Raw genomic sequence first — 24,651 nt, 5'->3', positions numbered from 1 at the left:
CGCGACTTGCACAGAATATTCAACCGCTTTGCCACAGTTTTTTTTGCATGTCTTGCGGCAAGAACCGTCCTAGGGTCGGCAAAGCACAGCTTTGCACACACAACGAAACAAGAACCACTGACCATGAGCCAAATATCAGAGAGCCTGCTGAACCAAATCCGCAGCCGATTTGCCCAGATCGATCATTGCCCCGAACAGGGTGAGCGGATCTTTTTCGAGAATGCCGGAGGCGCACTGACATTGAATTCAGTTTTGGAAAGCTCGGTTCGTTACGCCGCCATCCCGGACAACCAGGGGCGCGAAAATCCGGGATCCCATGCGCTGGTCGCCACGATCAACGCGGCCAAGGCGGATATGCGGGATTTCATGAACGCACCCGGCGGGCAGTTCTTTGTGGGTGAAAGCGGTACAGAACTGTTGTTCCGGCTGATCATGAACGCATGTCTGGGAACGGGTCCGGGCGTTGTGCTGGGATCCACATTGGAACACCCGGCGACGCGTTCGGCCTGTGATCGTTGGGCCCGCATTTCCGGGCAAACCCACGTTTTGGTACCCCATGATGACGCCACCGGCACCGTCTCGGCCGAAGCCTATGCCGCGGCCGTGACACCGGATACCAAAGTGGCGACGATCCTGCATACCTCTCCGGTGACGGGAATGGGCGTTGATGTCGCCGCCGTTTCTCAGGCCATCCGCACCGTGGCTCCGGATTGTTTCATCATCGTCGATGGCATCCAGCACGCAGCGCATGGCCGGATCGATCTGACCGCCTATGACGTCGATGGTTATGTGATTTCGCCCTACAAGGTGTTTTCGCGTCATGGCTACGGCGTGGCCTGGATCTCTGATCGCTTGACCGCGCTGGAGCACAACGCCTTGCTGAATGGCCCCGCGGACAATTGGGAAATGGGCACGCGCGACACCGGAGCTTATGCCACGATGTCCGACGTCGTATCCTATTTCGAATGGCTGGGCAGTCAGGTCAGCGATGCCGAAGACCGGCGCGGCAAGTTTCTGGCGGCGGGTGATGCGATCCATGCGCAGGAAAAGGCGCTGACCGACGCGATGATCCACGGCACCGGCAACCTGAGCGGCCTGGCCGAGATGGAAAAAGTCACCATTCTGGGCGGGGCCGACAACCCGGCACGAGAAGGTCTGGTATCGCTGCGTGTCGAAGGCGTGGCCTCGTCCGAGGTCGTCAAACGGCTGAACGAACACGGTATCCGCACGCATCTGCGCAAGGCGGACCACTATTCCGGCAATATCCTGACACCGCTTGGCTATGATGCCTGTGTACGGGTCTCGATGTGTCACTACAACTCGATCGGCGAAGTCGCCAAATTCCTTGCCGTCATGAAAGAAATCGCGGCTTGAGCCGCGCCATATCCAAGGACATTCCCTCATGAAAACCCATGCACAAGCTGTTGTCATCGGCGGCGGCCTTGCCGGTACGTCGATCCTGTATCACCTTGCCAAACTCGGCTGGACGGACTCGATCCTGCTGGAACGTGATGAGCTGACCAGCGGATCGACCTGGCACGCGGCGGCCAACATCCACGGTCTGCATGACAACAACAACATCACCCGCATCCAGCACTATACGATGAACCTGTACAAAGAGCTGGAGAAGGAAACCGGCCAAAGCTGTGGTGTATTCCAGCCCGGATCGCTCTATCTGGCCCAGACCGAAGAGCGCGAGCAACAGTTGCGCCTGCAAGAGGCGAAGGCCCGGTTTTATGGGCTGAATTTTCACGAGGTTAGCCGGGAAGAGGCCAAAGAGCTGCACCCGCTGGCGCAGTTTGATGACATCCGCTGCATCATGTACGAACCTGATGGCGGCAATGTGGACCCGTCCGGCGTACCGCATGCCTATGCCGCCGGGGCCCGTGCGATGGGGGCCACCATCGAACGGTTCTGCCCGGTGATCGCCACGGAACGGCAACCCGATGGCAGTTGGATCGTTCGTACGCCCAAGGGTGACATTCATGCCCAATGGGTGGTCAACGCGGCGGGCCTCTGGGGGCGCGAGGTGGCGGCGCTGGCAGGCTTGACCCTGCCGCTGCAACCGACCGAACATCAGTATTTCGTGACCGAAAGCATCGACGAAGTGGCCAGTCTGGGCCGTCGTCTGCCGTCAATCGCCGACCGGGACGGCGAGTATTACTTCCGACAAGAGGGCAACGGCCTGCTGATCGGGGCCTATGAAAAAGACATGAAGTTCTGGGCCGAAGACGGTACGCCGCTTGACTTCGCGCATGATCTGTTTCCCGACGATCTGGACCGGATCATGGAAAACGTGATCCGCGCCACCGAACGCGTGCCGGTTGCCGCCACAGCCGGGGTGAAACGGGTAATCAACGGCCCGATGATCTGGTCGCCCGATGCCAACATGCTGTGGGGGCCGGTGCCCGAACTGAAGAACTATTTCCTCTGCGGCGGTCTGATCCCCGGCTTCTCGCAATCCGGCGGGCTGGGGCTGCTGGCGGCGCAATGGATGATCGAGGGTGAGCCGCAATATGACATGTTCGCCTGGGATCTCGCCCGTTTTGGCGACTGGGCCGACAAAAAGTTCACCAAGGCCCGGGTCGAAGACGCATACACCCATCGGTTCAAAATCCACTTCCCGAATGAAGAACGCAGTGCGGGCCGCCCGGCCCGTGTGCGCCCCGCCTACGAGATGCAGAAACAGATGGGCTGTGTCTTTGGTCTCAACTGTGGCTGGGAACACCCGTTGTGGTTTGCCGATGAACCCGGCACCGAAGAGACCACTGGTTTCACCCGCCAGAACTGGTTTGATCCGGTCGGGCGCGAGGTTCAGATGCTGCGCGACAGCGTGGGCGTGATCGATATCTCGAACTTCGCCAATTACGTGATCAAGGGGCCTGGTGCCTACGACTGGCTGGACCGCCTGGTGGCCAATCGCGTGCCGACCGAAATTGGGCGCAGCTGCCTGACGCCGCTGATTTCGGTCCGCGGTGGCGTGGCGGGGGATTTCACCGTCACCAAGCTGGCGGAAGACGAATATATGATGATTGGTTCCGGCATGGCTGAACGCTATCATCTGCGCTTCTTTCAGATGGTGGAAATGCCTCAGGGCACAACTCTTGACGTCGCAACGGACCGCATCGCCGGGTTCAACATCGCCGGCCCGAAATCACGCGAGGCATTGGCGCGCCTGACCAATGCAGACCTTTCCAACGAAGCGTTCCGCTTCATGCGGTCCCGAAAGATCACCGTAGCAGGTGTTGATTGCGTGGCCATCCGGGTCAGCTTTACCGGCGATCTGGGTTGGGAACTGCACTGCGCCGAAACCGATCAGGTCGCGCTTTACTCTGCGTTGCTCGAAGCCGCCAAAGACTGCGGTGGCGGCCCCGTGGGTGGACGGGCGCTTGGGTCGCTGCGCATCGAAAAGGGTTATGGATCCTGGGGGCGGGAATATTCCCAGGAATACTGGCCGCAAGAGGTCGGGTTGACGGGCCTGATCAAGCTGGACAAGGATTTCCTGCACAAAGACGCCTATCTGTCCATCAAGGATAGAGCTCCGCGCGAGGTCCTGTCCATCTTTGAACTGGACGTGACCGAGGATGCCGACGCCACCGGCAGTGAGCCGATCTTTGCACCTGATGGTGCGCCTGTCGGCCGTGTCACATCGGGGGCGTACGGGTATTCAGTCGGGAAATCTCTGGCATTGGGTTTCCGCAACCCCGAGGTGGCGCAGCCAGGGGATGAAGTGGTGATCCAGGTGATTGGCAAACCGCATAAGGCTCGGGTGCTGGCAGAGGCGCCGTTCGATCCGTTGGGCGGCAGGCTGCGCGACTGAAACAACCGGCCCGCCGGATCAAGGTCATCTCATAGCCACAGATCTCATCCGCGATCTGTGGCTATGGGATGTGCAATTTGCTTTCGAACCGTTCGACAGGGTCCGCCTCGGTTTCGGGATGCCACTGTTTCGCGGCTGGTTCGCAAACCTTCAGACAATCAACCGCGCGCGCTGCGATCTGATCCGCGATTTCGGTTATGTTGACCGGGTTCAAATAGAAGGCAGGCACAGGGGGCAGGATGATGGCTCCCATTTCTGCGGCCGCAGTCATATTGCGCAAATGCGCCAGTGTCAGCGGCGCTTCTCGTGTCAGCAGTACCAGTGGGCGTCGTTCCTTGAGCTGAACGCCCGCCGCGCGTGTCAGCAGGTTGTCGTCCAGTCCATGCGCGATCGCACCCAATGAGCGCATGGAACAGGGCGCGACGATCATCCCGGATACCGGCACTGAACCGGACGCTATACTGGCCCCGATATCGGCGGGCGCGTGATGACGGGTTGCCGACTGCCGCAGTTCCTTCAGGGCATCCGGGCCGCATTCCTGCGCAAGCGTCAGACGGGCGGCGGGGCTGACGACCAGGTCGATTTCGATATCCGCCGATGTCAGATGTCGTGCGACCGCAAGGCTCAAAACCGCACCGGAAGCGCCTGACACGCCTAAGACTACTCGGGTTTTCGTCATGTTCTCAGCTCTGGCATCAATCTGTCTATCAGGTCTTCCGCAAATGCGTGATCAACCTTGTCGGTGCGCATGACCGTCCCCCATTCCCGCTGTGTTTCACTGCCTGTTTTTGTCGTGGCGTCGATGCCCAGCTTTCCGGCCAGACCGGGTTCCGGCGAGGCGAAATCCAGATAATCCATGGGTGTCCTGTCCAGGATCATCACATCGCGGCCCGGGTCCATTCGCGTGGCAAGCGCCCAGGCGATATCGTTCCAGTTTCGGGGGTCGATATCGGCATCTACCGCAACGATCATCTTTGTATAGCTGAATTGCGGCAGCATCCCCCAAAGCGCCATCATCACACGCCGGGCCTGGCCCGGATATCGCTTGTCGATAGCGACAATGGCGATGCGATAGGAACAGGCGGCAGGCGGCAGCCAAAGGTCGTGTATTTCGGGGATCTGAGCGCGAATGGTCGGCAAGGCCAATCGATTGAACACTTCGCCAATGATCGCAGGTTCGTCAGGCGGGCGTCCGGTATAGGTTGACAGATACAGTGGTGCCTCGCGATGGGTCACGGCCGTGACATGCATCACCGGAAACGGCTCGGCGGGGTTGTAGTACCCGGTATGATCCCCGAACGGCCCTTCGGGTGCTGTCTCGCTTGGCGACACCCAACCTTCCAGAACGATCTCGGCATCTGCCGGTACAAGCAGTGGGACGGATTTGGCCGGAACCAATCGTGGCCGGTTCTGGTTCAGGGCCCCGGCAAATGTCAGCTCAGACACCAATTCGGGCAGGGGCAGAGCCGCCGACAACAAGGTCGCGGGGTTTGCGCCCAGAACGATTGCGACCGGCGTCTTTTCGCCGTGCTGCGCCCAACTGCGATGATGGGCAGCCCCGCCGCGATGTGGTAACCAGCGCATAATCAGACGGTTCCGGTCCAGCACCTGAACGCGATAAACGCCGGCGTTGTAAGTTTGTACCGCGTCGGGTTCGCTGCCACGGGGGCGGGTGATGACCACAGGCCAGGTGATCAGGGGCCCCGCGTCCCGGGGCCAGTGTGTCTGGATCGGCAGCGCAGAAAGATCAACATCGGCTCCGCTGTGGCAAACCTGCTGAACAGCGGCGGTTTTGACCTGCTTCGGTCGTGTGGACAATGCGGCCTTCAGCATCGGCCACCGGGACAGCGCATCCCGCAACCCGCCCGGCGGCGTCGGGGCCCGAAGCGCGGCCAGAAACGCGCCCAGATCATCCAGCCCATCGGAAGAAACGCCCAGCCCGGCGGCGACGCGTTCCGAAGTTCCGAACAGGTTGACCACAACCGGCATGTCGCACTGCCCCGAGGGCACGCCCGTCGGCGTGTCGAATTGCAACACGGGCCCATTGGCCTCTAACACGGCGCGGTGGACAGCGGTCATTTGATGGCGCACGGAAACCGGGTCAGGGATGCGCCTGAACTGCCCTTTTTCTTCACACCATTTCAGAAAATGTCGAAGGCTGGGATATGGCGGCAGAGTGCGAATGGGTTTGCTCCGGCGATGGTGCCCACCCTCTAGCAGCGAAAGAGACCGGTCGAATTGACAACCGTCAAGTCCCGGGCGCCGGGGCGGCTTTAGGAAGGCCGCACCGGTTCACTTTGTTGAGACAGCAGGAGGTCTGTTTGTCCGATCCCCGAAACCCGATACCGCAATGCCCTGCCGCTTTGGCCGCAGCCCTGCGGTTTGTTCCGCTTGCACCCTTGTCGCTGTCACTGACGGCGTTTTCCCGCAAAATAACCAAGAAACACCCCGATTTGCTCAACCGGCTCGGGGAATACAGCCGGGCAGCCTTTGTGCTTGATCCAACGGATCTGCCCGTTGTCCTTCTGCTCGAACCGAATGACGGCGCACCGAGAATCAGATTGAGCCGCGGGCGCGTGGACGGGGCCGCGCGAATTTCCGGCCCACTGGCGGCGCTGTTGGGGCTGGTGCATGGAGCGTTTGACGGTGACGCCCTGTTCTTTTCGCGCGATCTGGTGATCGAGGGCGACACAGCCGCGGCACTGGCGCTGCGCAACGCAATTGACGACGCAGAGCTGGACCTCGCGCACGAGGCCGCAACCCTTTCCGGCCCGCTTGAACGCCAGCTGAAGCAGATCATCGCCTTTGCAGAGCGTCGGACCGGCCTGTGCCTGACCCGACCCGAGGACGCGATCCTATGGTAATGGAAATCGTTTGCCCGGCGGGAACGCCCGCGGCCCTGCGTGCAGCCGTCAGGGCCGGGGCTCACACGGTCTATTGTGGCTTCAATGACGAAACCAATGCGCGGAACTTTCCGGGGCTCAACTTTGACCGCGCTGAAATGCGGGCCGGAATTTCCTTTGCCCATGATCACGGATCGAAGGTCTTGATTGCAATCAATACCTTCCCGCAGGCAGGCAACGAAGGGATTTGGAAACAAGCGGTGGCGGATGCCGAAACCTGCGGTGCAGATGCTGTCATTCTCGCCGATCTGGGCTTGCTGGACTACGCGGCGCGACATCATCCCAAGCTGCGCAGACATCTGTCCGTGCAGGCCGCGGCGGCCAATGCTGACGTGATCAATTTCTATGCCGAAACTTTCGGTGTAAAGCGGGTGGTCTTGCCGCGCGTTTTGTCCGTTCCGGAAATTGCCGCGATCAACTCTGAAACCGATGTCGAAACCGAAGTCTTCGTGTTTGGCGGTCTTTGCGTCATGGCCGAGGGGCGATGCTCGCTGTCCTCTTATGCCACCGGGTTGTCTCCAAACATGAATGGTGTCTGCTCCCCTGCCAGCCATGTGCAGTATCAAGAAGAACAGGGCGCGTTGAACGCGCGCCTTGGCGGGTACCTGATCCACCGGGTCGAACGGGATGAGCCCGCACCGTATCCGACTTTGTGCAAAGGGTTTTTTTCCGCAGGTGAAAAAACTGGGCACCTGTTCGAGGATCCCGTCAGCTTGAACGCAGAACGGCTGATCCCGCAATTGCAAAAGGCAGGTGTGACAGCCTTGAAGATCGAAGGGCGCCAGCGGTCAAAATCTTATGTCGCACAGGTCGTTCGGAATTTTCGCGCCGCGGTCGATGCGCTGGAGTCAGGCCAGCCGATGCCCGAAGGTATGCTTGCGCGACTGTCGGAAGGGCAGGCCATGACGACCGGCGCTTACAAAAAGACGTGGAGGTGATCCGATGGAACTGACAATAGGCCCGAACCAGTTCTTCTGGCCCTCCGAAACCTGGGCTGCATTTTATGATGATCTGGCCCGATCGCCCGTCGACCGCGTCGTGCTTGGGGAACTGGTCTGTTCCAAGCGCTTGCCGTTTTACCAGGATCGTATCCCTGCGGCGATTTCCCGGCTGGTGGAGGCGGGCAAAGAGGTTGCGCTGACAAGCCTGGCCCTTGTGACCCTGAAACGCGAGCGCAAACTCACGGCTGAGCTTGCAGAAATGGGCGTCATGGTCGAGATCAACGATCTGACCGCGCTGGCACATTTGCCCGGCACCTGCACGTTTGCCGTTGGCCCGCTGGTAAATGTCTACAACGAAGGTACTTTGAAATGGTTGGCTGCTCGGGGTGCGCGCCGGGTTTGTCTTCCGCCGGAATTGCCCATCGCTTCGGTCAAAACGCTGGCGCAAGCTGCCTCGGACTTGGGCGTCGCGATCGAAATATGGGGGCATGGCAGGTTGCCGCTGGCCATTTCCGGGCGCTGTTACCACGCGCGATTGCATGGGCGCAGCAAGGACAATTGCCAGTTTGCCTGCGAAGACGATCCGGACGGGTTGGACGTTCTGACCGGTGACGGCAAGCCTTTTATGGCCATGAACGGTGTGCAGACCCTGTCAGACAGCCATGCCTGTACGGACCATCAGATCGACCTGCTGAAACAGGCTGGCATCTCGGCGTTGCGTCTGTCGCCGCAATCTGGCGGATTCCGTCAACTGTGCGAACTGTATCGAAAACGTATCGACGGTGATCTTCCCCAAGGAGAAGTGGAGTGCGCCCTGCGTGGCGCTGATCCTGATATTCGGTTGAGCGACGGATTTCTGACGGGGTCCTGCGGTGCAGAATGGTCCGGTGCATCAAAGGCGGCTTCGATCTCGGTTTGACCGCCGCATCGGCACGGCGTCCGTCGCGCCGGACGCGAATGAAACAGCCTATGCTTTGAACCCTTGGGATGAGTCCGGGTTTGTCCGGGTTTCTTCCTCTTGAACCCAGGTTTCGGCCTGCAAGACCCCGGGTTGCCCGGTGCCGATAATCCCCACGACCTGCACATCGCCGGTATCGGTGGGAGCGGCCACCTGAACACGCCGGATCAATGCGAAAAGGGCGACCGCAATACCGATAGCCGCCAGAAGAAACGGAAGACCGCGCCCGCCGAACAATGAGATAGAGTTCGGCCCCAGCATGGTTCCCACCAGCAGGCCGACATTCAGCAGCAGCACCATCGTGCCACTGGCGGGAACGATCTGAGACAGCTTGAGCTGATCATTGGCATGCGCCGTCAGGATCGAATACGCGGGATACAGCCCGATTGCGATCAGAACAAAACCATAGACGATATGAGACGGCGACGTATCGATGGCCATCCAAAGACTGGACAGGGTCGTAACGACACCCAGCCCGATGACCACATAGCGTCTGTCGGTGTGATCCGACAGCCAGCCGATCGGGTATTGCACAACCGCACCGGCGATCAGCGCCGCCACCAGCGCCCCTGACGCCTGCGCCGTCGTAAAGCCGTTTTGCAACGCATAAAGCGGCAACGAGATATAAGACGCCGCGACACCGATGCTGACCAGAACGATACCGATGACTGCGATGGGCGAAACCTTGTAAAGCACGGGAACCGACATGCGTTCCGGAGCGGCATATTCCGGCGCCTTGTTGCCCGACAGAAGAAGCGGCACGATCGAAAGCGAAATCAGGATGGAAACAAGCCCGAACAGCAGGTTCCCAGTGGGGTCGGGAAAGCCTACTATGGCGGTGCCAAGCGCCGGGCCGGCAAGCTGGATAATGAAATAAAGCGACAGGACCTGAGCGCGCATGTTGTTCTCGGACTTCGCGTTCAGCCAGCTTTCGGTGATGACGTAAAGCCCCGGGTAACAAAATCCGCCCAACAGACGCATCACGCTCCAGCTGATCGCGTCGCTGGTCAGCAGATGCACGATGGCCGCAATCGAAACCAGCGAGGCGAGGGCCGAAAATGCCCGAATATGCCCGACATTTTCGACCAGCCTCGGGGCAAGTGCCGTCCCTGCAAGCGCACCCAGGGGATAGCTTGCCTGCATGACGGAAATCGTGAAGTCACTAAAGCCCAGACTGGCCCCCCGGATCGTCAGCAACGTCGCCAACAGACCGTTGGCAACCATCAGCATGAACATCCCAAGGAACAGTGCCCAGTTTTCGTTTAACGCGCGTATCATAGCGAACCGCTACTGATGCGGGGCGGGCCTGTATACAACTCCTACGACATCGGGATGTCGTTTGATGGAACTTCTCCGTTGCGGGCCACTATGTCGGATTCAACCGTCCCAAGGCCCATTGAAACTGGGTTTTCGGCTAAACGGATTGGCCTCTGTGCCCGCAGGAATTGCGGCTGAGTTACACGTCGCCTTGCATGATCCGGGCATAGATATTGGGATCCGTCACGCCTTCAGAGCCGATCGTCAAAACCCGAGACTGCGGCGTCAATCCAAGCTTCTGGAAAAGCTCGGGGTTGTTGGCCGCTTCGATCAATGCGGTCAATCCGGCAACGCCGCTCTCTCCGGCTTCGATCGCCGGATCACTACCATGCGGACGCGCCAGGCGACGGACGGTGGGCGGTATCAGCTGATCGTCGATTGTCAGAAAGTCCGAGGCTTCGCTGCGCAAAACCTCCCACGCCATCGGTGACGGCACCCCGCAGGACAAACCCGCCATAATGGTCTCTTCATCGATATCTACGGACGCGGCTTGCCCCTGCCTTGCGCTTTCGAACAAACACGCCGCCAGATGCGGTTCCACGACCACGACGCGCGGCGCGGCATCACCCCAGGCCTGACGCAATGCTGCCGCAACTGCCGCGGCAAGCCCTCCAACTCCACCTTGCAGAAAGACATGCGTCGGTGCCGCGTCCATTACATCCACGACTTCTTTTACCATGACACCATAGCCCGACATCACGTCGCGCGGCGGGTCGGTGTAGCCTGGCCAGGATGTGTCCGAAACCACGAACCAGCCGTTCTTGTCAGCTTCCCGCCGACACTGATCCACCGAGGCGTCATAGTCTCCATCGATGCGCACGACGTCGGCCCCGAGTTCGCGCATGGCCTGCGCGCGGCCTTCACTGACTTCGGCGTGAATGTAGATCCGGCACGGCACGCCGAACCGCTTGCACCCCCATGCGAGCGACCGACCGTGGTTGCCATCGGTTGCCGAAACAAGCGTGATACTGGCAACCATGTCGGCGCAGCGGCCAGTACGGATATCTTCCAATGACATGTCCTGACCGGTCCGGCGCGATATTTCGCGTTGCAGAACACGCAAGGCGGCAAAGGCCCCCCCCAAGGCCTTGAAACTTCCAAGACCAAACCGGGGACCTTCATCCTTGTAGTGGACTTCCGCGACTCCGATCTCGGCTGCCAACGATGGCAAAGAATGCAGAGGCGTTGGGGCATACCCCTCCCATTGGGTGATTTCCCTTGCTGCGCGATCGAAATCCTGTTGTGTCAAAACGGTTTCGGCAGCGGGGCCAAAGCTCGGCCTGCCTGCCTGATGGGCGATGATTTCTGTCATGGTCGTGTATCCTGTCAGGGGGTCAGCGGCAGGCGCTGCCGTACCAGCTCTGCCCAGAGTTCTGCACCCAGCGGGAGCAGCGCGTCGTTGAAATCGTAATCAGCCGAGTGCAGCGGACGGCCGTTTGATCCTTCGGTCCCGTTGCCGATAAGCAGGAAACACCCGGGCACAACGGCGGCAAATTCAGCAAAATCTTCCGAGAAAGACATGGCAGAGCGGTCTCCGTCCACCTCAAGACCCATGGCCGAAGCCGCTGCAACGACATGCGATGCGGCATCGGCATCATTGTTTGCCTCGATGAATGCGGTACGGAAATCCACACTCACCTCGACGCCATGGCTTTCGGCCACACCGCCTGCGATCTGGCGCATGGTGCGTTCGATCAGCTTGCGGTCTGCCGGTGACATGGCCCGCGCGTCACCTTTCAGAACAGTACGCCCCGGAAGGACATTGCGCTGCCCGTCGGTGGTGAACTCGGTCACCGACACCACGGCGCCGGATGAAGGTGCAAGCTTTCGTGAAACGATGGTTTGCAGGGCCAATACAAGTTCCGCCGCAGGCGTGATCGTTTCGCGCCCGACATGGGGCATCGAGGCATGACCGCCTTGACCGGAAAGCGTGATTTCAAACAGGCTTTCACTGCAACAGATGACACCGGCGCGGGTGGAAACCCGCCCGACAGGCTCACCCGGAAGATTGTGCGCGCCGTAAACCTCATCAATCGGGAAGGTCCGCAAAACGCCCTCATCGATCATCGCTTTTGCCCCAAGCCCATGCTCTTCATTGGGCTGGAACAGAAAGACAACCGTGCCGTCAAACGTCGGATCCTTGGCCAGCAATTCGGCGGCCCCAAGCAGCATCACCGTGTGGCCATCATGTCCACAGGCATGCATGACACCTTCGTTCTGCGACTTGTGCGCAAATGTATTGACCTCGGTAATCGGGAGCGCGTCGAAATCCGCGCGCAGCCCAATGGCGCGATTGCCATTGCCCGCCTTCAAGACGCCCACGACACCGACCCCTTCAAACACCTCGATGCCTAGGTTGCGCAGATGCCCGGCAATCCGGTTCTTGGTCCAGACTTCCTGAAACCCAAGCTCGGGGTTGCGATGAAACTCATGGCGCAACGCACGCAGGCGTTCTGTCAATGCTGTCACGGCAAAACTTCCCCTTCGACGTGTTGCTTCACATGTGAGAAACAAGTTTATTGCAAGTGACCTGAAAAAAGGGCTCTAGTTAGTGGCAAGCCATGCAAGTTTCTTTCACATGACGCAATTGGATGACTTTGACCGCGCGATCCTGCGGATTCTGCAACAAGACAACAGAACCACGCAGCACAAGATTGGCGAGGCCGTAAATCTGTCCGCACCCTCGGTGCAGCGCCGTATCCGCCGGATGGAGGCCGAGGGCGTTATTCGAGCCAATGTGGCCGTCGTTGACCCGGCGGCCGTAGGTCTTCAACTTACCATCTTCGTTGAACTTGAACTGGTCAGTGAAACCCCGGACGAGATCGATGCCGTCAAGAAAACCCTGCTGAATGCTCCGGAAGTCCAGCAATGCTTTTACGTGACCGGAGAGGTTGATTTCATGGTTGTCGTGGTCGTCGAAAGCATGGCGGTTTACGAAGATTTCACCCGCAGGATGTTCTTTGAAAACGGCAATATTAGAAAGTTCAGAACCTTCGTTTCCATGGATACCATCAAATCCGGCAGTGCTTTGGGGTTCTGACCGGCACATGGTGCAACGACAGGACCGTCCAGACATGTCCGCGCAAGTCTGGACCATTCGGTTGGGTTGACAGGACTGCGAAGGCAAGTCCAGTCACGGGTCTCAACGCAATTTTTCCAACGTGTTTTCAACTACATTCCATTGCGCGGAATGACATGCGCTTTCTCTTCCTCAAAGATCAGCTCCTCCCCTGACCATGCCTTCAGGCGCGAGATCAAATGAAACTCGGTGGCCGTTGCCCGTTGTTCGGAATAGGTCCATATCCTGGCCGACCAGTCCTCACGGTCGAAACCGGCGGTCTGCTCCATCGTGGCAACAGCAGAAAGCGGGTCACCCGGATGGATTGAATATCTTCGATCCGACACGTCGCTGAGCACCGTCCCAATATCGTCCAGGCGGAAATCACCCACCGGCCCGAAGACGCCCCCGTCCAGAAAAAACCTGTGTGTCACCTTGCCATTGGTCAGGTCCGTGTGGACCGAGCGTTCCATCGAGCCCGAGCGCACCTTGGTCTTTCTTGCGGCCTCACCGGAAGCCGATGGTTCCGGCAGCGGGCGGGGTTCGGTTGTGTCAACGCCTGGGTTGCGGATGGGCAAGTGCAAATGAGATTGACCCGGGCGGATTGTAAGTGTCACAGGTTCGGGGGCGGGCCAGAGTACCGGCCAGTAAGCCGAAGCGATCTGCAAAACGATGCGATGACCTGACGGAACCCGATATCCTGTTCCATACATCGAGACGGTAACAGCCATCTCTTCCCCGGGTGTGATCGGCGTGGGTTCTGTATCGCTGATCCGGTGGTTGAGGTTGCAGAATCCCCTGGCAATCAGCGTCTGCGCACCGTTCGGGTCTTCGTCCACCAGCAATACAACGACAAAGCCCTGAGTCTGATCTGCTGACACCTTCAGATCGACCGATGGTTGCCCCAGGATATCAAGTGCGTCTTCAAGTGGCGCCGCTTTGAACTGCAACGCGCCGGCGGCGTCGATCCGGCAATCTGCCGCCATGTCTCCGGGAATGGCGAAAGAGCACATATCACCTGCGGCCGCCCCAAAGCTTTGCGGCGAGCAAATCGCAAGCTCTGCCGCGGAAACGGGGTCTGCCTCAAGCGTCAGATGATTCAGCCACAGGGACGTGTTGGTGATATTCGGTGACGGCCAGCTCGGCTCTTCGACCCAGCGCCCCGTGCGTTCCAGATGCGTTCCGGTCGGCGCTGCGCTGTCTTGAAGGAAAAAACGCAAGGGTGGTTCGTCCATCAACCCTGTGTCTTTTCCCTTCAGCCAGTGATCCCAGAACCGGATGACCTCGCCGACGAAATCAGCCTTGGGGCCGGGCACCCCTTCATGCGGGTAAAGATGCGCCCAGGGCCCCATCAGGATCTTGACCGGTCCGCTGAGGTGTTCGGCAATGCGGAATGGGGTATCGCGGTATAGATCCATCCAGCCGCCGAAAAAGTAGACCGGTATATCCACGTCGGCATAGTTCTCGCAGATCGAACCGCGCCGCCACATCTCGTCATGGGTCTGGTGTTCCAGCCACATGGCCGGCCAGAACGCGGCGCCTTCCAACCGCTCGCGCCACATGTCAAGCCAGCGGTCCGGGCCGACAATCTCTGGGTCTGGTGGCATGGCGTTGTACAGCTGCATGATCGAGCCCCACCAGAAATTGTCGTTGGCTAGACATCCGCCGTAAAAGTGGATGTCCTCGCGCCACCGGTTGTCTGTGCCCATCACCGGTGCGATCGCCTTCAACGCCGCAGGGCGCGTCGCCGCCACTTGGAACGCGTTATATGCGCCCCAGCTTTTGCCGAACATTCCGACGTTCCCATCGCACCAGTCCTGATCGGCGATCCACTGGATGAGGTCGTGACCGTCCTGAATCTCCTGATGCGAATACTCATCTTCGGAAACACCATCACTGTCGCCATAGCCTCGGATATCAACGCGGATCGACGCGTAACCGGCGGCGGCAAACTGCGGATGCATGCTTTCATCCCGCATGCGTGTCCTGTCCCGGCGGCGATAGGGGATGTATTCCACGATACAGGGCACAGGGGCGTTCTTCGCGCTTTCCGGCAGCCACAGGCGCGCCGCAAGTTTCGTGCCGTCAGGCAGCGGTATCCAAACAGTCTCGATGACCTCAATATTGCTCATGTCCGGTCCTTTTCGTTCGGGCGCATAAGGGGTTTCATGCCGTGCGGGCAATCGGCTGTACGTGTTCAACCCATTCTCAGATGGCGTCACCACCGAAGGCCTAGGCGCAGCGCGTCATAGACTGCCGCGTGTATGTTGCGCGAAGAAACGGCGTCTCCGATCCGGTAAAGATCAAAACCGGCATTCGGGTTCACCTGCGGAAACACGTCACCCGAATTGGCGACAAGAGCGTCGTGATCCACACGGCCACGATTTCGCGAAAGCGGCTTGAGTTGGAAATAGAGATCATCCAGAGGCAAGGTGCCCTGATTGACAATGACCTGATCATACACGCGCTTTTCAACAAGTTTCGAGTAATCCGTTCCAATCGCCGCTTCCAGTTGATTGCCTGAGCGAACCAGCGATTTCAGCGTTCGGGTAACGGTGAACACCGCCCCCGTTTTTTGCAGCGCACGCATATATGGCACCAGATTCATGCCCATGATCTCGGGCGCAAAGCTGCGGTCGCGGGTCATGATCTCAACCCGCGCACCGGACCCGGCGATGACCTCGGCCGCCATCAGGGCCGGGTGGTCGCCCGCATCATCGTAGATCAGGACATTTTCGCCCGGTTGCACGTCTGCCGACAGGATGTCCCAGGCCGAAACCGCCAGATCGTTGCCGGTTTCCAATATTGTCGTCTCGGGCAAGCCTCCGGTTGCAATCACGACCATATCCGGGGCAAAGGTTGTTACGTTCTCCGCCTCTGCAAACGTGTTGAACTGAAACCTGACGTCGCGCGCAGCACATTGCGCCATGCGCCAGTCGATGATCCCGATCATCTCGGCCCGGCGTCGGGATTGCGCGGCCAGACGCACCTGACCTCCGGGTTCAGGGGCCGCTTCCAGAACGGTAACGTCATGCCCGCGCTCTGCCGCGACCCGCGCGGCTTCAAGCCCTCCGGGCCCTGCGCCGACGACGACCGCCCGGCGGCGGGATTTGGCTGCGGGGATCACATGCGGCATCGACAATTCGCGCCCGGTAGCGGGGTTGTGAATGCAAAGGGCTTCACCCGCCTGATAAATTCGGTCCAGGCAGTAGGTTGCACCGACGCAGGGGCGGATGTCATCCTCCTGACCGGCCCGGATCTTGGACACGATCATCGGGTCGGCCATATGCGCGCGGGTCATGCCGACCATATCCAACAACCCCGAGGCCACGGCATGTCGTGCGGTTGCCACATCGGGAATGCGCGATGCATGAAAGGTCGGCATCCCGATTTCGGCTCGTACACGCCCGGCAAAATCCAGATGAGGCGCACTTTTCATGCCCTGTACCGGGATCACATCCGTCATGGCCGGATCCGTATGAATGCGCCCGCGGATGACGTTCAGGAAATCGACCTGACCGCTGTCGCGCAGCCTTCGGGCGATTTCCAGCCCGTCTTCTTCGGTGATGCCGCCTTTTTCGACTTCATCCGCGGTATAGCGGACGCCAACGATGAAATCCTGCCCGACACGGTTGCGGATTGCATCCAGAACCATGAAGCCGAACCGCAACCGATTGTCGAAACTGCCGCCATAGGGCGCGTCCATCGTATTGGTGAGTGGTGACCAGAACTGATCGATCAGGTGGCCATAGGCTTGCAATTCGATTCCGTCGAGACCCGCGGCCTTCATACGCTCGGCTGCATCGGCGTAGTCGCTTACGATCCGTTCGACATCATGGTCTTCCATCTTCTTGGCAAAGGCCCGGTGGGCCGGTTCACGATAATGCGAAGAAGAGACCGACGGCAGCCAATCGCCCTTGTTCCAACCCGTGCGCCGCCCCAGATGGGTCAACTGGATCATGACCGCGCAACCATGAGCATGGCAGGCATCCGTCAATTCAGCCATCCAGCGCACCACCTCGTCCTTGTAGGCAAGGATGTTGTTGAACACCGGTGGGCTGTCGCGACTGACGGTGGCGGAACCCGCCGTCATGGTCATCGCGACCCCAGCTTTCGCGCGCATCTCATGATAGGCGCGGTAACGCTCTTTCGGCATACCGTCTTCGGGGTAGGCGGGTTCATGACTGGTCGTCATGATCCTGTTCTTCAGCGTCAGATGCTTCAGCTGATAGGGTTGCAGCAGCACATCGCGGGTCATGACCACCCGTCCTTTGTTGGAACCATTGACGTCAGTCGACCAACTTCGCTGTCCTGCATCGGACATGCAAAAAGCAGTGTTTCGGCAGTGCCGGGTGGCATATGGCGCTCCGATATTGGGGCGAGCGGAGAAGCTCTTGACCGATTGAAAGCAGACTGGGAAACCTCCGTCAAACGCCTTGTGAACCAAGGCCGTCATGTTTTACCGAATGCGTTGGCCGAGGTGGGTAAGACAGGAAGGAAAAGGCATCAGTGAAAACGACCTGTCCGCAAGGCGCTGGCAACCGCTTATCCCGTCGCCGCGCACCGGACATAAGCGTGCTGTTAGGCTGAAAACTCCCGCGCGGCAGGCTGGCAATTTTTCGATGATTGAAGGTCTGGGCTGGCGGTTGGCGTCGTTTCGCTCTATCGCCCAACTGGAACATACCTTTCGTGACAGGAGACAGCAGTCGTGACCATCACTCGGATCGAGACCGGCAAGCGCATGAGCCGCATCGTCAAACATAACGGAACCGCCTATCTGTGCGGTCAGGTTTCCGATGCCGCAACCGTTGCCGATCAAACCCGTGACATCCTTGCCAAGATCGAGGACCTTCTGGCCAAGGCTGGCAGCGACAAGACGCGTATCCTGCAATGCGTGATCTGGCTGTCGGACATGGCCGACTTTGCCGAAATGAACGCGGTCTGGGATGCCTGGGTGCCAGAGGGCCACGCCCCGGCCCGCGCCTGCGGCGAGGCGAAACTGGCCCGTGATGTTCTGAAGGTCGAGATGATCGTTACCGCAGCCTGCGATTGATCCGCCCGGCCTTGCGCCGTGTGCTGATTTCAGGCGTGGGCGGGTTTGGGTCTGGGAAACAAGACGTCCTGCCCGCGTTCCTACTGTACCTGAGAATGTACCTTTACCAGAGTTTCCAGAAACAGCTTGGCCACGCGTGTTGGCGCAGGTTGTTTTCTGGCCACGGCCGCGAAACGGGTTCTGTATTTGATCTCTTTGGGCAGAACCTTTTTCATAAGCCCATGTTCGACAAATTCCTGCGCCAGATGATCGGGAAGAAACCCAAGGTAGCGACCTGAAAGTATCAGAATGACAAGGGCTTGTTCGTTCTGCACTTTGGCCGCACGTCGAAACCCCAGTTGTTGACCAACGATGAGGTTCGGAGAGTTCACGTGCAGGCCGGCGTAGTTGAACTTGCGAAGAACACTCAGTTTCAACTCTGGATCCGAGCGGTCAAACAGGGGGTGTTCCTGCCCACAGTACAAATACATGTTTTCCCCGTAGAGCGGCGTGTATTCCAGGCTTGCCGATGGTCTGTGCAAAGCGATGATACCGACATCCAGTTGCCCGCTGATGACCATTGTTTCGATCACGTTGGGGGGTTCCAGCGACAGTTCGATGTGAACCGCCGGTGCGGCCTCATTGAACTTGTGAATGGTGCGGGCAAGTTGGGCTTCCGGGTTGGTCGTACATTGATCGAACAGAGCCACGCGAATGCTGCCGGCCAGTTGTTGTTTGACTTCGTTGACCTCGGTTCTGAACTGCGCCACGGAAATAAGCAGGTCTTCTGCCGCGGCCAGCACCTTTTCGCCGTCTTCCGTCAGTGAAAACCCTGACGGCCCCCGGTTGCACAGCTTTAGGCCAAGCCTCAGTTCCAGGTCAGACAAGTGTTTCGAGATCGTCGATTTGCCGATGTTCAGCTCGATCTCGGCGGCCGTGATGCCACCACTTTCCGCGACGGTTTTGAACACGCGCAGCAGACGGATGTCCGTGTCGCCGATCCGGGTATCAAGTTTGTTCTGTCTCATATCGTATGTTTGAAATTTATGAAACCTTTCGCGCAAATATTAACAACGACGAAACCAAGTTGGCAAGTTAGCTTCGTGTCGCCGAGGTAGAATCGGACTGGCCACCTTCTCCCCAGGTCAGCGCGCACCTCGAAACACGACATATGGGAGGAAATCCATGTCATTTATCAAAAAGCTTGGCACTTTCAGCGCAGCCGTTTCCGTTGCCGCACTGATGGTTGCAGGCACGGCCGAGGCGAAGAACTTCAAGATCGCTGTCGGCGACAGCGCGGGCAGCGCACAAGAGGCGCTGGGGCTCGCGTTCGTAAAAGCGCTCGAAGAAAAATCAGGTGGTGAGCACACCGCGACACTGTTTCTCAACGGTCAGCTCGGTTCCGAGCAGGACACGGTGAACGAGGCGGCGATCGGCACGCTGGATATGTCGCTGCTGGCGATCAACAACATCACCCCGTTCTCGCCTTCGGTCGGTGTTTTCACACTGCCTTACGTGATCCTCAGCCTGGAAGATGCCGAAAAACTGACCCAGGGTCCAATCGGTCAGGAACTGGTCGAAAACACCATCCGTGATGCCGGTGTGCGCATCATCGGCTGGACCTATACCGGTTTCCGCCGTCTGACGAACTCGAAGAAGCCGGTCAAATCGGTTGCGGATTTGCAGGACCTGATCATTCGCGTTCCCAAAAACGAAATCATGATCGAAACCTACAAGGCATGGGGCATCAACCCGACCCCGATGGCCTGGTCGGAAACCTTCACCGGCCTGCAGACCAAAGTGGTTGACGGTCAGGACAACCCTTACCTGACGATCAATGCGATGAAGTTCTACGAGGTTCAGAACCACGTCACCAACCTGCGTTACATCTTCTCGATCGAACCGCTGATCATCTCGGAAGCCGTGTTTCAGGACCTGTCCGAAGAGGAACAGCAGATGATCCTGGAAGCAGGGCAGGAAGCCACTCAGGTCTCGGCCCAGTTCCTGCGGGACTCGGAAGCAGCCATCAAGGAAGAGCTGACGGCCAAGGGGATGGAAATCATCGACCCCGAGAACGACGAAGCCGAGTTCATTCAACTGGCGACCGAAGCTGTATGGCCGCAATTCTACGAGTCCATTGGTGGTGTCGAGAAACTGAATGCAGTTCTTGAAGCCATCGGCCGCGAGCCGGTCCAGCAATAATCGTCGCACGGCGATACCGGGAAGAGCGCTGCGGCGCTCTTCTCACTTCAGGGAGGAGTGAAACCACATGTTCTGGAAATTTCTGGACAACATAGAAAGTGTCATCTGCCGGATCCTCTTATCCGGCTTCGTCTGCCTTTTGTTCGTGCAGATCATCGCGCGCGAGGTCTTCGGCTTTTCGGTCAGCTGGATCGAGGAACTCTCGGTCTACATGTTCGTCTGGTTCGTCTATTTCGGCGCGAGTTACGCCGCTCTGAAAGGTGCGCATAACCGCGTGACATTCCAGTTCAAGTTCCTGCCCGATGGGTCGATCAAATACATCGAAGCCTTCGCCGATCTCTTCTGGCTCTTCTTCAATGTCTACTTCCTGTATCTGGCGACGGATTTTGTCTTCAACAAGATGAACAAGTTCTGGAAATCCCAGACCCTAGGTATCGAGATGAAGTACGTCTACATGGTGCTGCCCATCGCGTTTGCGCTGATGACCGTCCGCATCATTCAGGTGAATTACCGCCGCCTTATCAAGGGCGAGGATATTCACGATCCCGATCAGATCGACCTCGACGAAATCAAAGCTGCGACTGAAGCAGCAAAGAAATCCTAAGGGCAGGGGGATAAACCATGGAATCCGAAATCGTCACAATCCTGTTTGGGTCTTTCCTGTTTCTGCTGCTCATTGGCGCGCCGATCACTGTGGCGCTGGGTGTGGCATCGCTGGTCTCATTCCTTTACCTGGACGAGAACCCGATCAAATTCGTGCAGATCGCCTTTACCTCGGTGGGTGCTTTCCCCCTGATGGCGTTGCCTGCCTTCATTCTTGCCGGGGCCCTGATGGAGGCCGCCGGTATCTCGAAACGCCTGATCAATGTTGCTGAAAGCCTGGCCGGTCCATTCACCGGCGGTATTTCGGCTGCAACGGTCATGGCTTGTCTGTTCTTCGGCGCCATTTCGGGCTCGGGCCCGGCAACAACCGCGGCCGTTGGGATGCTGATGATCCCTGCGATGATCGACCGCGGCTATGAGCGCGGCTATGCCTCGGCGATCACTGCGTCCTCTGGCGGCCTCGGGATTATCATTCCTCCCTCCATCCCGATGGTGATCTTCGGCATTGCCGCGCTCGGCATGGCGCCGCCGCCGGAAGCCGTGGAAAAGTTCGGAACCTTTCAGTCGGTTTCGATCTCGAAACTGTTCATTGCCGGATTCGTCCCGGCCTTCCTGATCGCCACCAGCCTGCTGATCCTGAACTTCTTCATGTCGAAAAAGCGCGGCTACAAGGGCGTTTCCGAAGGTTGGTCGATCCGTCACGTGGGCTGCGAAATGTATCGCGGTTTCTGGTCGCTGATGGCGCCGCTGGTGATCCTGGGCGGTATTTATACCGGCTTCTTCACCCCGACCGAGGCGGCAATCGTGGCGATTTTCTACACCCTGTTCGTGGGCGTGGTTATCTACCGCGAACTGACCTGGCAGTCGCTGTTCCAGTCGCTTGAAGCCACCACCTGGCTGACTGGGCGTGTTCTACTGATCCTGTTCACCGCGACCGTGTTTGGCCGACTGCTGGTGGAAAACCAGATCCCGGCAATCATCGCGGATTCGATGCTCAGCTTCACAGACAACCTCTATGTCATCTGGACGCTGATCATCTTTTTCCTGCTGTTCGTCGGCATGTTCATGGAGACGCTGGCCACCATCCTGATCCTGGTTCCGGTGATGCTGCCGGTGGCTTATTCGGTGGGTATCGATCCGATCCACTTTGGCGTGGTGATGGTCTGCACGCTGGGTATCGGTTTCCAGACTCCACCACTGGGCGAAAACCTGTTCATCGCCTCGGGTATCTCGAACATCACGATCGAACAGATCTCATTGCGTGCGCTGCCTTTTGCGGCCGCCAACACGATTGCGATCTTCATCATCGCCTTCTTCCCTGAACTGTCGCTGTGGCTCCCACGGCTGTTTGGCTACTGATCTGAAAGGATGACGACATGAAACAGATGGTCACAAACATCCTCTTTGCCACTGACCTGTCCGAAAACTCGGGTCACGCCATGCGCCATGCCGCCAGCATCGCGCAGGCCACGGGGGCCGAAATTCACGTGCTGCATGTGAATGAGCCACTGTCGGACGATGCCAAGATCACGATGGAGATCTTCATCCTGAATGAAGAAACCCGCAAGACCGCGATCGAGCGTCGTCACGAGATGGTGCGCAAGGTTCTGGCCGAACGGCAAGCCAAATTCTGGGCGCAGTTCGACGGCGACGATGGAAAAATTCGCGATCAGATCACCTCGGTCGAAGTCACCGATGGCCACCCGGCCGAAGTGATCCTGCGCCGCTCGGTCGAACTGGGCTGTGATCTGATCGTGCTGGGTGCGCATGATCACGGCTTTTCGCATACGTTTCTGGGCACCGTCGCAAAACGCGTTTTGCGGCGCTCCAAGATACCGACACTGATCGTTCCGAACCCGGACGAAACGTAACAACCCCACTGACAAGGAAGTACAAAATGAGCAAAACTCTGACCGCGCAGGACCTGGCGGACACGTTTGACGCGTTCAACCGCCATGACATCGACGGCGTAATGACCCACTTCGCCGACGACTGCGTGTTCTACACCGTGGCTGGTGACGAGAAATACGGCAACAAGGTTGAAGGTGCCGAAGCCATAGCCGCCGCGTTTTCAGGCGTCTGGGCAGGCATGAAAGACGCCCATTGGGACCATCACAGCCATTTTGTCCACGGTGATCGTGCCGTGTCCGAGTGGACCTTCTCAGGAACCGACGCAAACGGTATGCGGATCGAAGCTGAAGGTGCGGATCTGTTCACCGTTCGTGACGGTAAAATCGTCGTAAAACAGGCGCTTCGAAAGACGCGTCCAATGTTCAAAGCCTGATCCGCCGCCCTGCGCGCAGCCTCGGAGAAAAACAAGAATGGTGGATAACAGCATCCCGCGTCACTGGCCCAAGGCCAGCTATGACCCGAAATATGACCCGATCATAGATGCGGGTCCGGGTCACAATCGCGACCACGCGCCCACATATTGGATTGGAACGGCCGGAACACCTCCGGCCGATGATGGACCTGTGTCCAGCGATATGGATGCGGATGTGGTGGTGATCGGGTCGGGGTATACCGGCCTGTCCACCGCCATTCATCTTGCCAAGGAACACGGCATTCAAGCCGTTGTTTTAGAAGCAAATACAGTCTCTTGGGGCTGCTCCACCCGCAATGGCGGGCAGGCCCAGATCTCATCCGGACGGCTGAAACGGTCGCAATGGATTCAGCGCTGGGGCACGGACGTGGCCAAGCGCATGCATGCCGAGGTCACAGAAGCGTTTCAGCTGTTCAACGATCTGATTGCGTCGGACGATATCGATTGCGACCCGCAGCCAGGCGGCCACTACTACATCGCGCATCGCGACAAGGTCATGCCCTCCCTCAAGAAAGAAAGCAAGCTGCTCAACGACGTGTTCGGCTATGGTTCGCGGATTCTCTCTCGGGAAGAACTTCACGAAAAGCACGTGCGCGATATGGAGGCCGCAGGTGCCATGTGGGAACCTGACGGGACCTGCATCCATGCGGGTAAACTGGCCTTCGGCTACGTCAACATGGCGCGCCGTCTGGGGGTGAAAATTCACACCGGCAGCCCGGTCATGGGATGGCAGACGAAGAACGGCGTGCATCACCTGCGCACACCGGGCGGCATCGTCCGCGCCAAAACGGTGGCCTTGGCAACCGCGGGCTATACTCCGCCGGGTCTGAACACGCGCACAAAGCACCGCCTGATGCCCATCCTGTCCAACTCGATGGTGACACGGCCGCTTACCCAGGCCGAACTGGATGAGTGTGGCATTCAGACCAAATCCCCCCTGACCGACACGCGTACGCTGCGCCACTATTACCGCCTGCTGCCGGACAATCGGATGCAGATCGGCAGCCGCAGCGCGGTGACAGGGCGTGATGCCGAGAACGAAAAACATCTGGAGCTACTGAAAAAGGGTCTCGCCCGAAAGTTCCCGGCGCTGACGGATATCAACCTCGACTACTCGTGGTGGGGCTGGGTCGATGTCAGCCATGATATGATGCCGCGTATCTTCCAGCCGGACCCGCAACAGCGCGTGTTCTACGCGATGGGATACGGTGGCAACGGCGTGATGTACTCGGCTCAGGCCGGGCGTCGTATGGCACAGCTGATCGCGGGTAAGAAAGACAAGGCGTTTGAACTACCGATCTTCACGTCCCCGCTGCCCAGCCACGGCATTCTGACGCCTTTCCGCCGACTGGGACAGCGCATGGCGTATGTCGGCTACTACCTCAAAGACGAAATACTGTAACTCACAGGGGCTTCGGCGCCCTGAAAGGATAAGGAAACACCCTTATGAAAATGACGACGGAAGAGGCCTTTGTTAAGGTTTTGCAGATGCAC

General features: G+C 58.7%; 21 protein-coding genes. 13 read left to right on the top strand and 8 right to left on the bottom strand.

Annotation, left to right across the window (positions count from 1 at the left end; translation table 11 throughout):
* Nucleotides 1-123 precede the first annotated feature (123 nt).
* Both GS611_RS13085 and GS611_RS13080 read left to right on the top strand, forming a co-directional pair.
* Nucleotides 124-1,374, top strand: coding sequence for an aminotransferase class V-fold PLP-dependent enzyme (locus GS611_RS13085; RefSeq protein ID WP_171636317.1), 1,251 nt, complete (start codon nucleotides 124-126; stop codon nucleotides 1,372-1,374).
* 28 nt (nucleotides 1,375-1,402) lie between these two features.
* The gene (locus GS611_RS13080) at nucleotides 1,403-3,820 is read left to right on the top strand and encodes an FAD-dependent oxidoreductase (protein ID WP_171636315.1); all 2,418 of its coding nucleotides are present in this window, start codon (nucleotides 1,403-1,405) and stop codon (nucleotides 3,818-3,820) included.
* 61 nt (nucleotides 3,821-3,881) lie between these two features.
* Here GS611_RS13080 and GS611_RS13075 read toward each other — a convergent pair whose 3' ends face one another.
* Complete coding sequence (locus tag GS611_RS13075) at nucleotides 3,882-4,499, bottom strand: UbiX family flavin prenyltransferase (protein WP_171636313.1); 618 nt, start codon at nucleotides 4,497-4,499, stop codon at nucleotides 3,882-3,884.
* Nucleotides 4,496-6,004, bottom strand: a complete 1,509-nt coding sequence (locus GS611_RS13070; protein ID WP_171636612.1) for a UbiD family decarboxylase — start codon at nucleotides 6,002-6,004, stop codon at nucleotides 4,496-4,498. The genes GS611_RS13075 and GS611_RS13070 overlap by 4 nt, the downstream gene beginning before the upstream one ends.
* A 137-nt stretch (nucleotides 6,005-6,141) precedes the next feature.
* Between GS611_RS13070 and GS611_RS13065 the strand changes: the two genes are divergently transcribed.
* The 3 genes from GS611_RS13065 to GS611_RS13055 are packed head-to-tail and all read left to right on the top strand — an operon-like array spanning nucleotide 6,142 to nucleotide 8,583.
* The gene (locus GS611_RS13065) at nucleotides 6,142-6,684 is read left to right on the top strand and encodes an SCP2 domain-containing protein (protein WP_371732264.1); all 543 of its coding nucleotides are present in this window, start codon (nucleotides 6,142-6,144) and stop codon (nucleotides 6,682-6,684) included.
* Nucleotides 6,684-7,661 (top strand): peptidase U32 family protein, encoded by a 978-nt coding sequence (locus GS611_RS13060; protein ID WP_171636611.1) that lies wholly within the window; start codon nucleotides 6,684-6,686, stop codon nucleotides 7,659-7,661. The genes GS611_RS13065 and GS611_RS13060 overlap by 1 nt, the downstream gene beginning before the upstream one ends.
* 4 nt (nucleotides 7,662-7,665) lie before the next feature.
* Nucleotides 7,666-8,583 carry a U32 family peptidase gene (locus tag GS611_RS13055; protein ID WP_171636307.1) on the top strand — a complete coding sequence of 306 codons (918 nt, stop codon included), beginning with the start codon at nucleotides 7,666-7,668 and terminating at the stop codon, nucleotides 8,581-8,583.
* Between the two features lie 48 nt (nucleotides 8,584-8,631).
* On the opposite strand, the gene GS611_RS13050 is transcribed toward GS611_RS13055, so the two are convergent.
* The 3 genes from GS611_RS13050 to GS611_RS13040 form a co-directional block, all read right to left on the bottom strand.
* A complete protein-coding gene (locus GS611_RS13050) occupies nucleotides 8,632-9,900 on the bottom strand; it encodes an MFS transporter (RefSeq protein ID WP_171636305.1) in 1,269 nt (422 codons plus the stop codon).
* Nucleotides 9,901-10,078: 178 nt separating this feature from the next.
* Nucleotides 10,079-11,251 carry a diaminopropionate ammonia-lyase gene (locus tag GS611_RS13045; RefSeq protein ID WP_171636303.1) on the bottom strand — a complete coding sequence of 391 codons (1,173 nt, stop codon included), beginning with the start codon at nucleotides 11,249-11,251 and terminating at the stop codon, nucleotides 10,079-10,081.
* Between the two features lie 14 nt (nucleotides 11,252-11,265).
* Nucleotides 11,266-12,408: an amidohydrolase gene (locus GS611_RS13040; RefSeq protein ID WP_171636301.1), complete on the bottom strand. Its 1,143-nt coding sequence runs from the start codon at nucleotides 12,406-12,408 to the stop codon at nucleotides 11,266-11,268.
* A 109-nt stretch (nucleotides 12,409-12,517) separates the two neighbouring features.
* On the opposite strand from GS611_RS13040, the gene GS611_RS13035 reads away from it, so the two are divergent.
* Nucleotides 12,518-12,979: an Lrp/AsnC family transcriptional regulator gene (locus GS611_RS13035; protein ID WP_171636299.1), complete on the top strand. Its 462-nt coding sequence runs from the start codon at nucleotides 12,518-12,520 to the stop codon at nucleotides 12,977-12,979.
* A gap of 131 nt (nucleotides 12,980-13,110) precedes the next feature.
* Here GS611_RS13035 and GS611_RS13030 read toward each other — a convergent pair whose 3' ends face one another.
* Both GS611_RS13030 and GS611_RS13025 read right to left on the bottom strand, forming a co-directional pair.
* The gene (locus GS611_RS13030; protein WP_171636297.1) at nucleotides 13,111-15,129 is read right to left on the bottom strand and encodes a CocE/NonD family hydrolase; all 2,019 of its coding nucleotides are present in this window, start codon (nucleotides 15,127-15,129) and stop codon (nucleotides 13,111-13,113) included.
* An 86-nt stretch (nucleotides 15,130-15,215) separates the two neighbouring features.
* Nucleotides 15,216-17,255 carry an NADH:flavin oxidoreductase gene (locus GS611_RS13025; protein ID WP_171636295.1) on the bottom strand — a complete coding sequence of 680 codons (2,040 nt, stop codon included), beginning with the start codon at nucleotides 17,253-17,255 and terminating at the stop codon, nucleotides 15,216-15,218.
* A gap of 450 nt (nucleotides 17,256-17,705) precedes the next feature.
* On the opposite strand from GS611_RS13025, the gene GS611_RS13020 reads away from it, so the two are divergent.
* On the top strand, nucleotides 17,706-18,050 hold the full coding sequence (locus GS611_RS13020) for a RidA family protein (protein ID WP_171117928.1): 345 nt from the start codon (nucleotides 17,706-17,708) through the stop codon (nucleotides 18,048-18,050).
* Between the two features lie 80 nt (nucleotides 18,051-18,130).
* On the opposite strand, the gene GS611_RS13015 is transcribed toward GS611_RS13020, so the two are convergent.
* A complete protein-coding gene (locus tag GS611_RS13015; RefSeq protein WP_171636293.1) occupies nucleotides 18,131-19,057 on the bottom strand; it encodes a LysR family transcriptional regulator in 927 nt (308 codons plus the stop codon).
* Nucleotides 19,058-19,214: 157 nt separating this feature from the next.
* Here GS611_RS13015 and GS611_RS13010 point away from each other — a divergent pair, with 157 nt between their 5' ends.
* The 6 genes from GS611_RS13010 to GS611_RS12985 all read left to right on the top strand — a co-directional run bounded on the left by GS611_RS13010 (nucleotide 19,215) and on the right by GS611_RS12985 (nucleotide 24,559).
* Nucleotides 19,215-20,231, top strand: coding sequence for a TRAP transporter substrate-binding protein (locus GS611_RS13010; RefSeq protein WP_171636290.1), 1,017 nt, complete (start codon nucleotides 19,215-19,217; stop codon nucleotides 20,229-20,231).
* A 67-nt stretch (nucleotides 20,232-20,298) separates the two neighbouring features.
* Nucleotides 20,299-20,835, top strand: coding sequence for a TRAP transporter small permease (locus GS611_RS13005; RefSeq protein ID WP_171636288.1), 537 nt, complete (start codon nucleotides 20,299-20,301; stop codon nucleotides 20,833-20,835).
* A gap of 17 nt (nucleotides 20,836-20,852) precedes the next feature.
* Nucleotides 20,853-22,193, top strand: coding sequence for a TRAP transporter large permease (locus GS611_RS13000; protein WP_171117920.1), 1,341 nt, complete (start codon nucleotides 20,853-20,855; stop codon nucleotides 22,191-22,193).
* A 17-nt stretch (nucleotides 22,194-22,210) separates the two neighbouring features.
* Nucleotides 22,211-22,705 (top strand): universal stress protein, encoded by a 495-nt coding sequence (locus GS611_RS12995; RefSeq protein WP_171636286.1) that lies wholly within the window; start codon nucleotides 22,211-22,213, stop codon nucleotides 22,703-22,705.
* A 26-nt stretch (nucleotides 22,706-22,731) separates the two neighbouring features.
* Nucleotides 22,732-23,118 carry a nuclear transport factor 2 family protein gene (locus GS611_RS12990; RefSeq protein WP_209835032.1) on the top strand — a complete coding sequence of 129 codons (387 nt, stop codon included), beginning with the start codon at nucleotides 22,732-22,734 and terminating at the stop codon, nucleotides 23,116-23,118.
* A 37-nt stretch (nucleotides 23,119-23,155) separates the two neighbouring features.
* Complete coding sequence (locus GS611_RS12985; RefSeq protein WP_171636284.1) at nucleotides 23,156-24,559, top strand: FAD-binding oxidoreductase; 1,404 nt, start codon at nucleotides 23,156-23,158, stop codon at nucleotides 24,557-24,559.
* The last annotated feature ends 92 nt before the right edge of the window (nucleotides 24,560-24,651 follow it).

This window comes from Ruegeria sp. HKCCD6119 (genome assembly GCF_013110585.1).
Taxonomy (GTDB): domain Bacteria; phylum Pseudomonadota; class Alphaproteobacteria; order Rhodobacterales; family Rhodobacteraceae; genus Ruegeria.
This window is presented reverse-complemented; position numbering and strand designations above follow the sequence as displayed.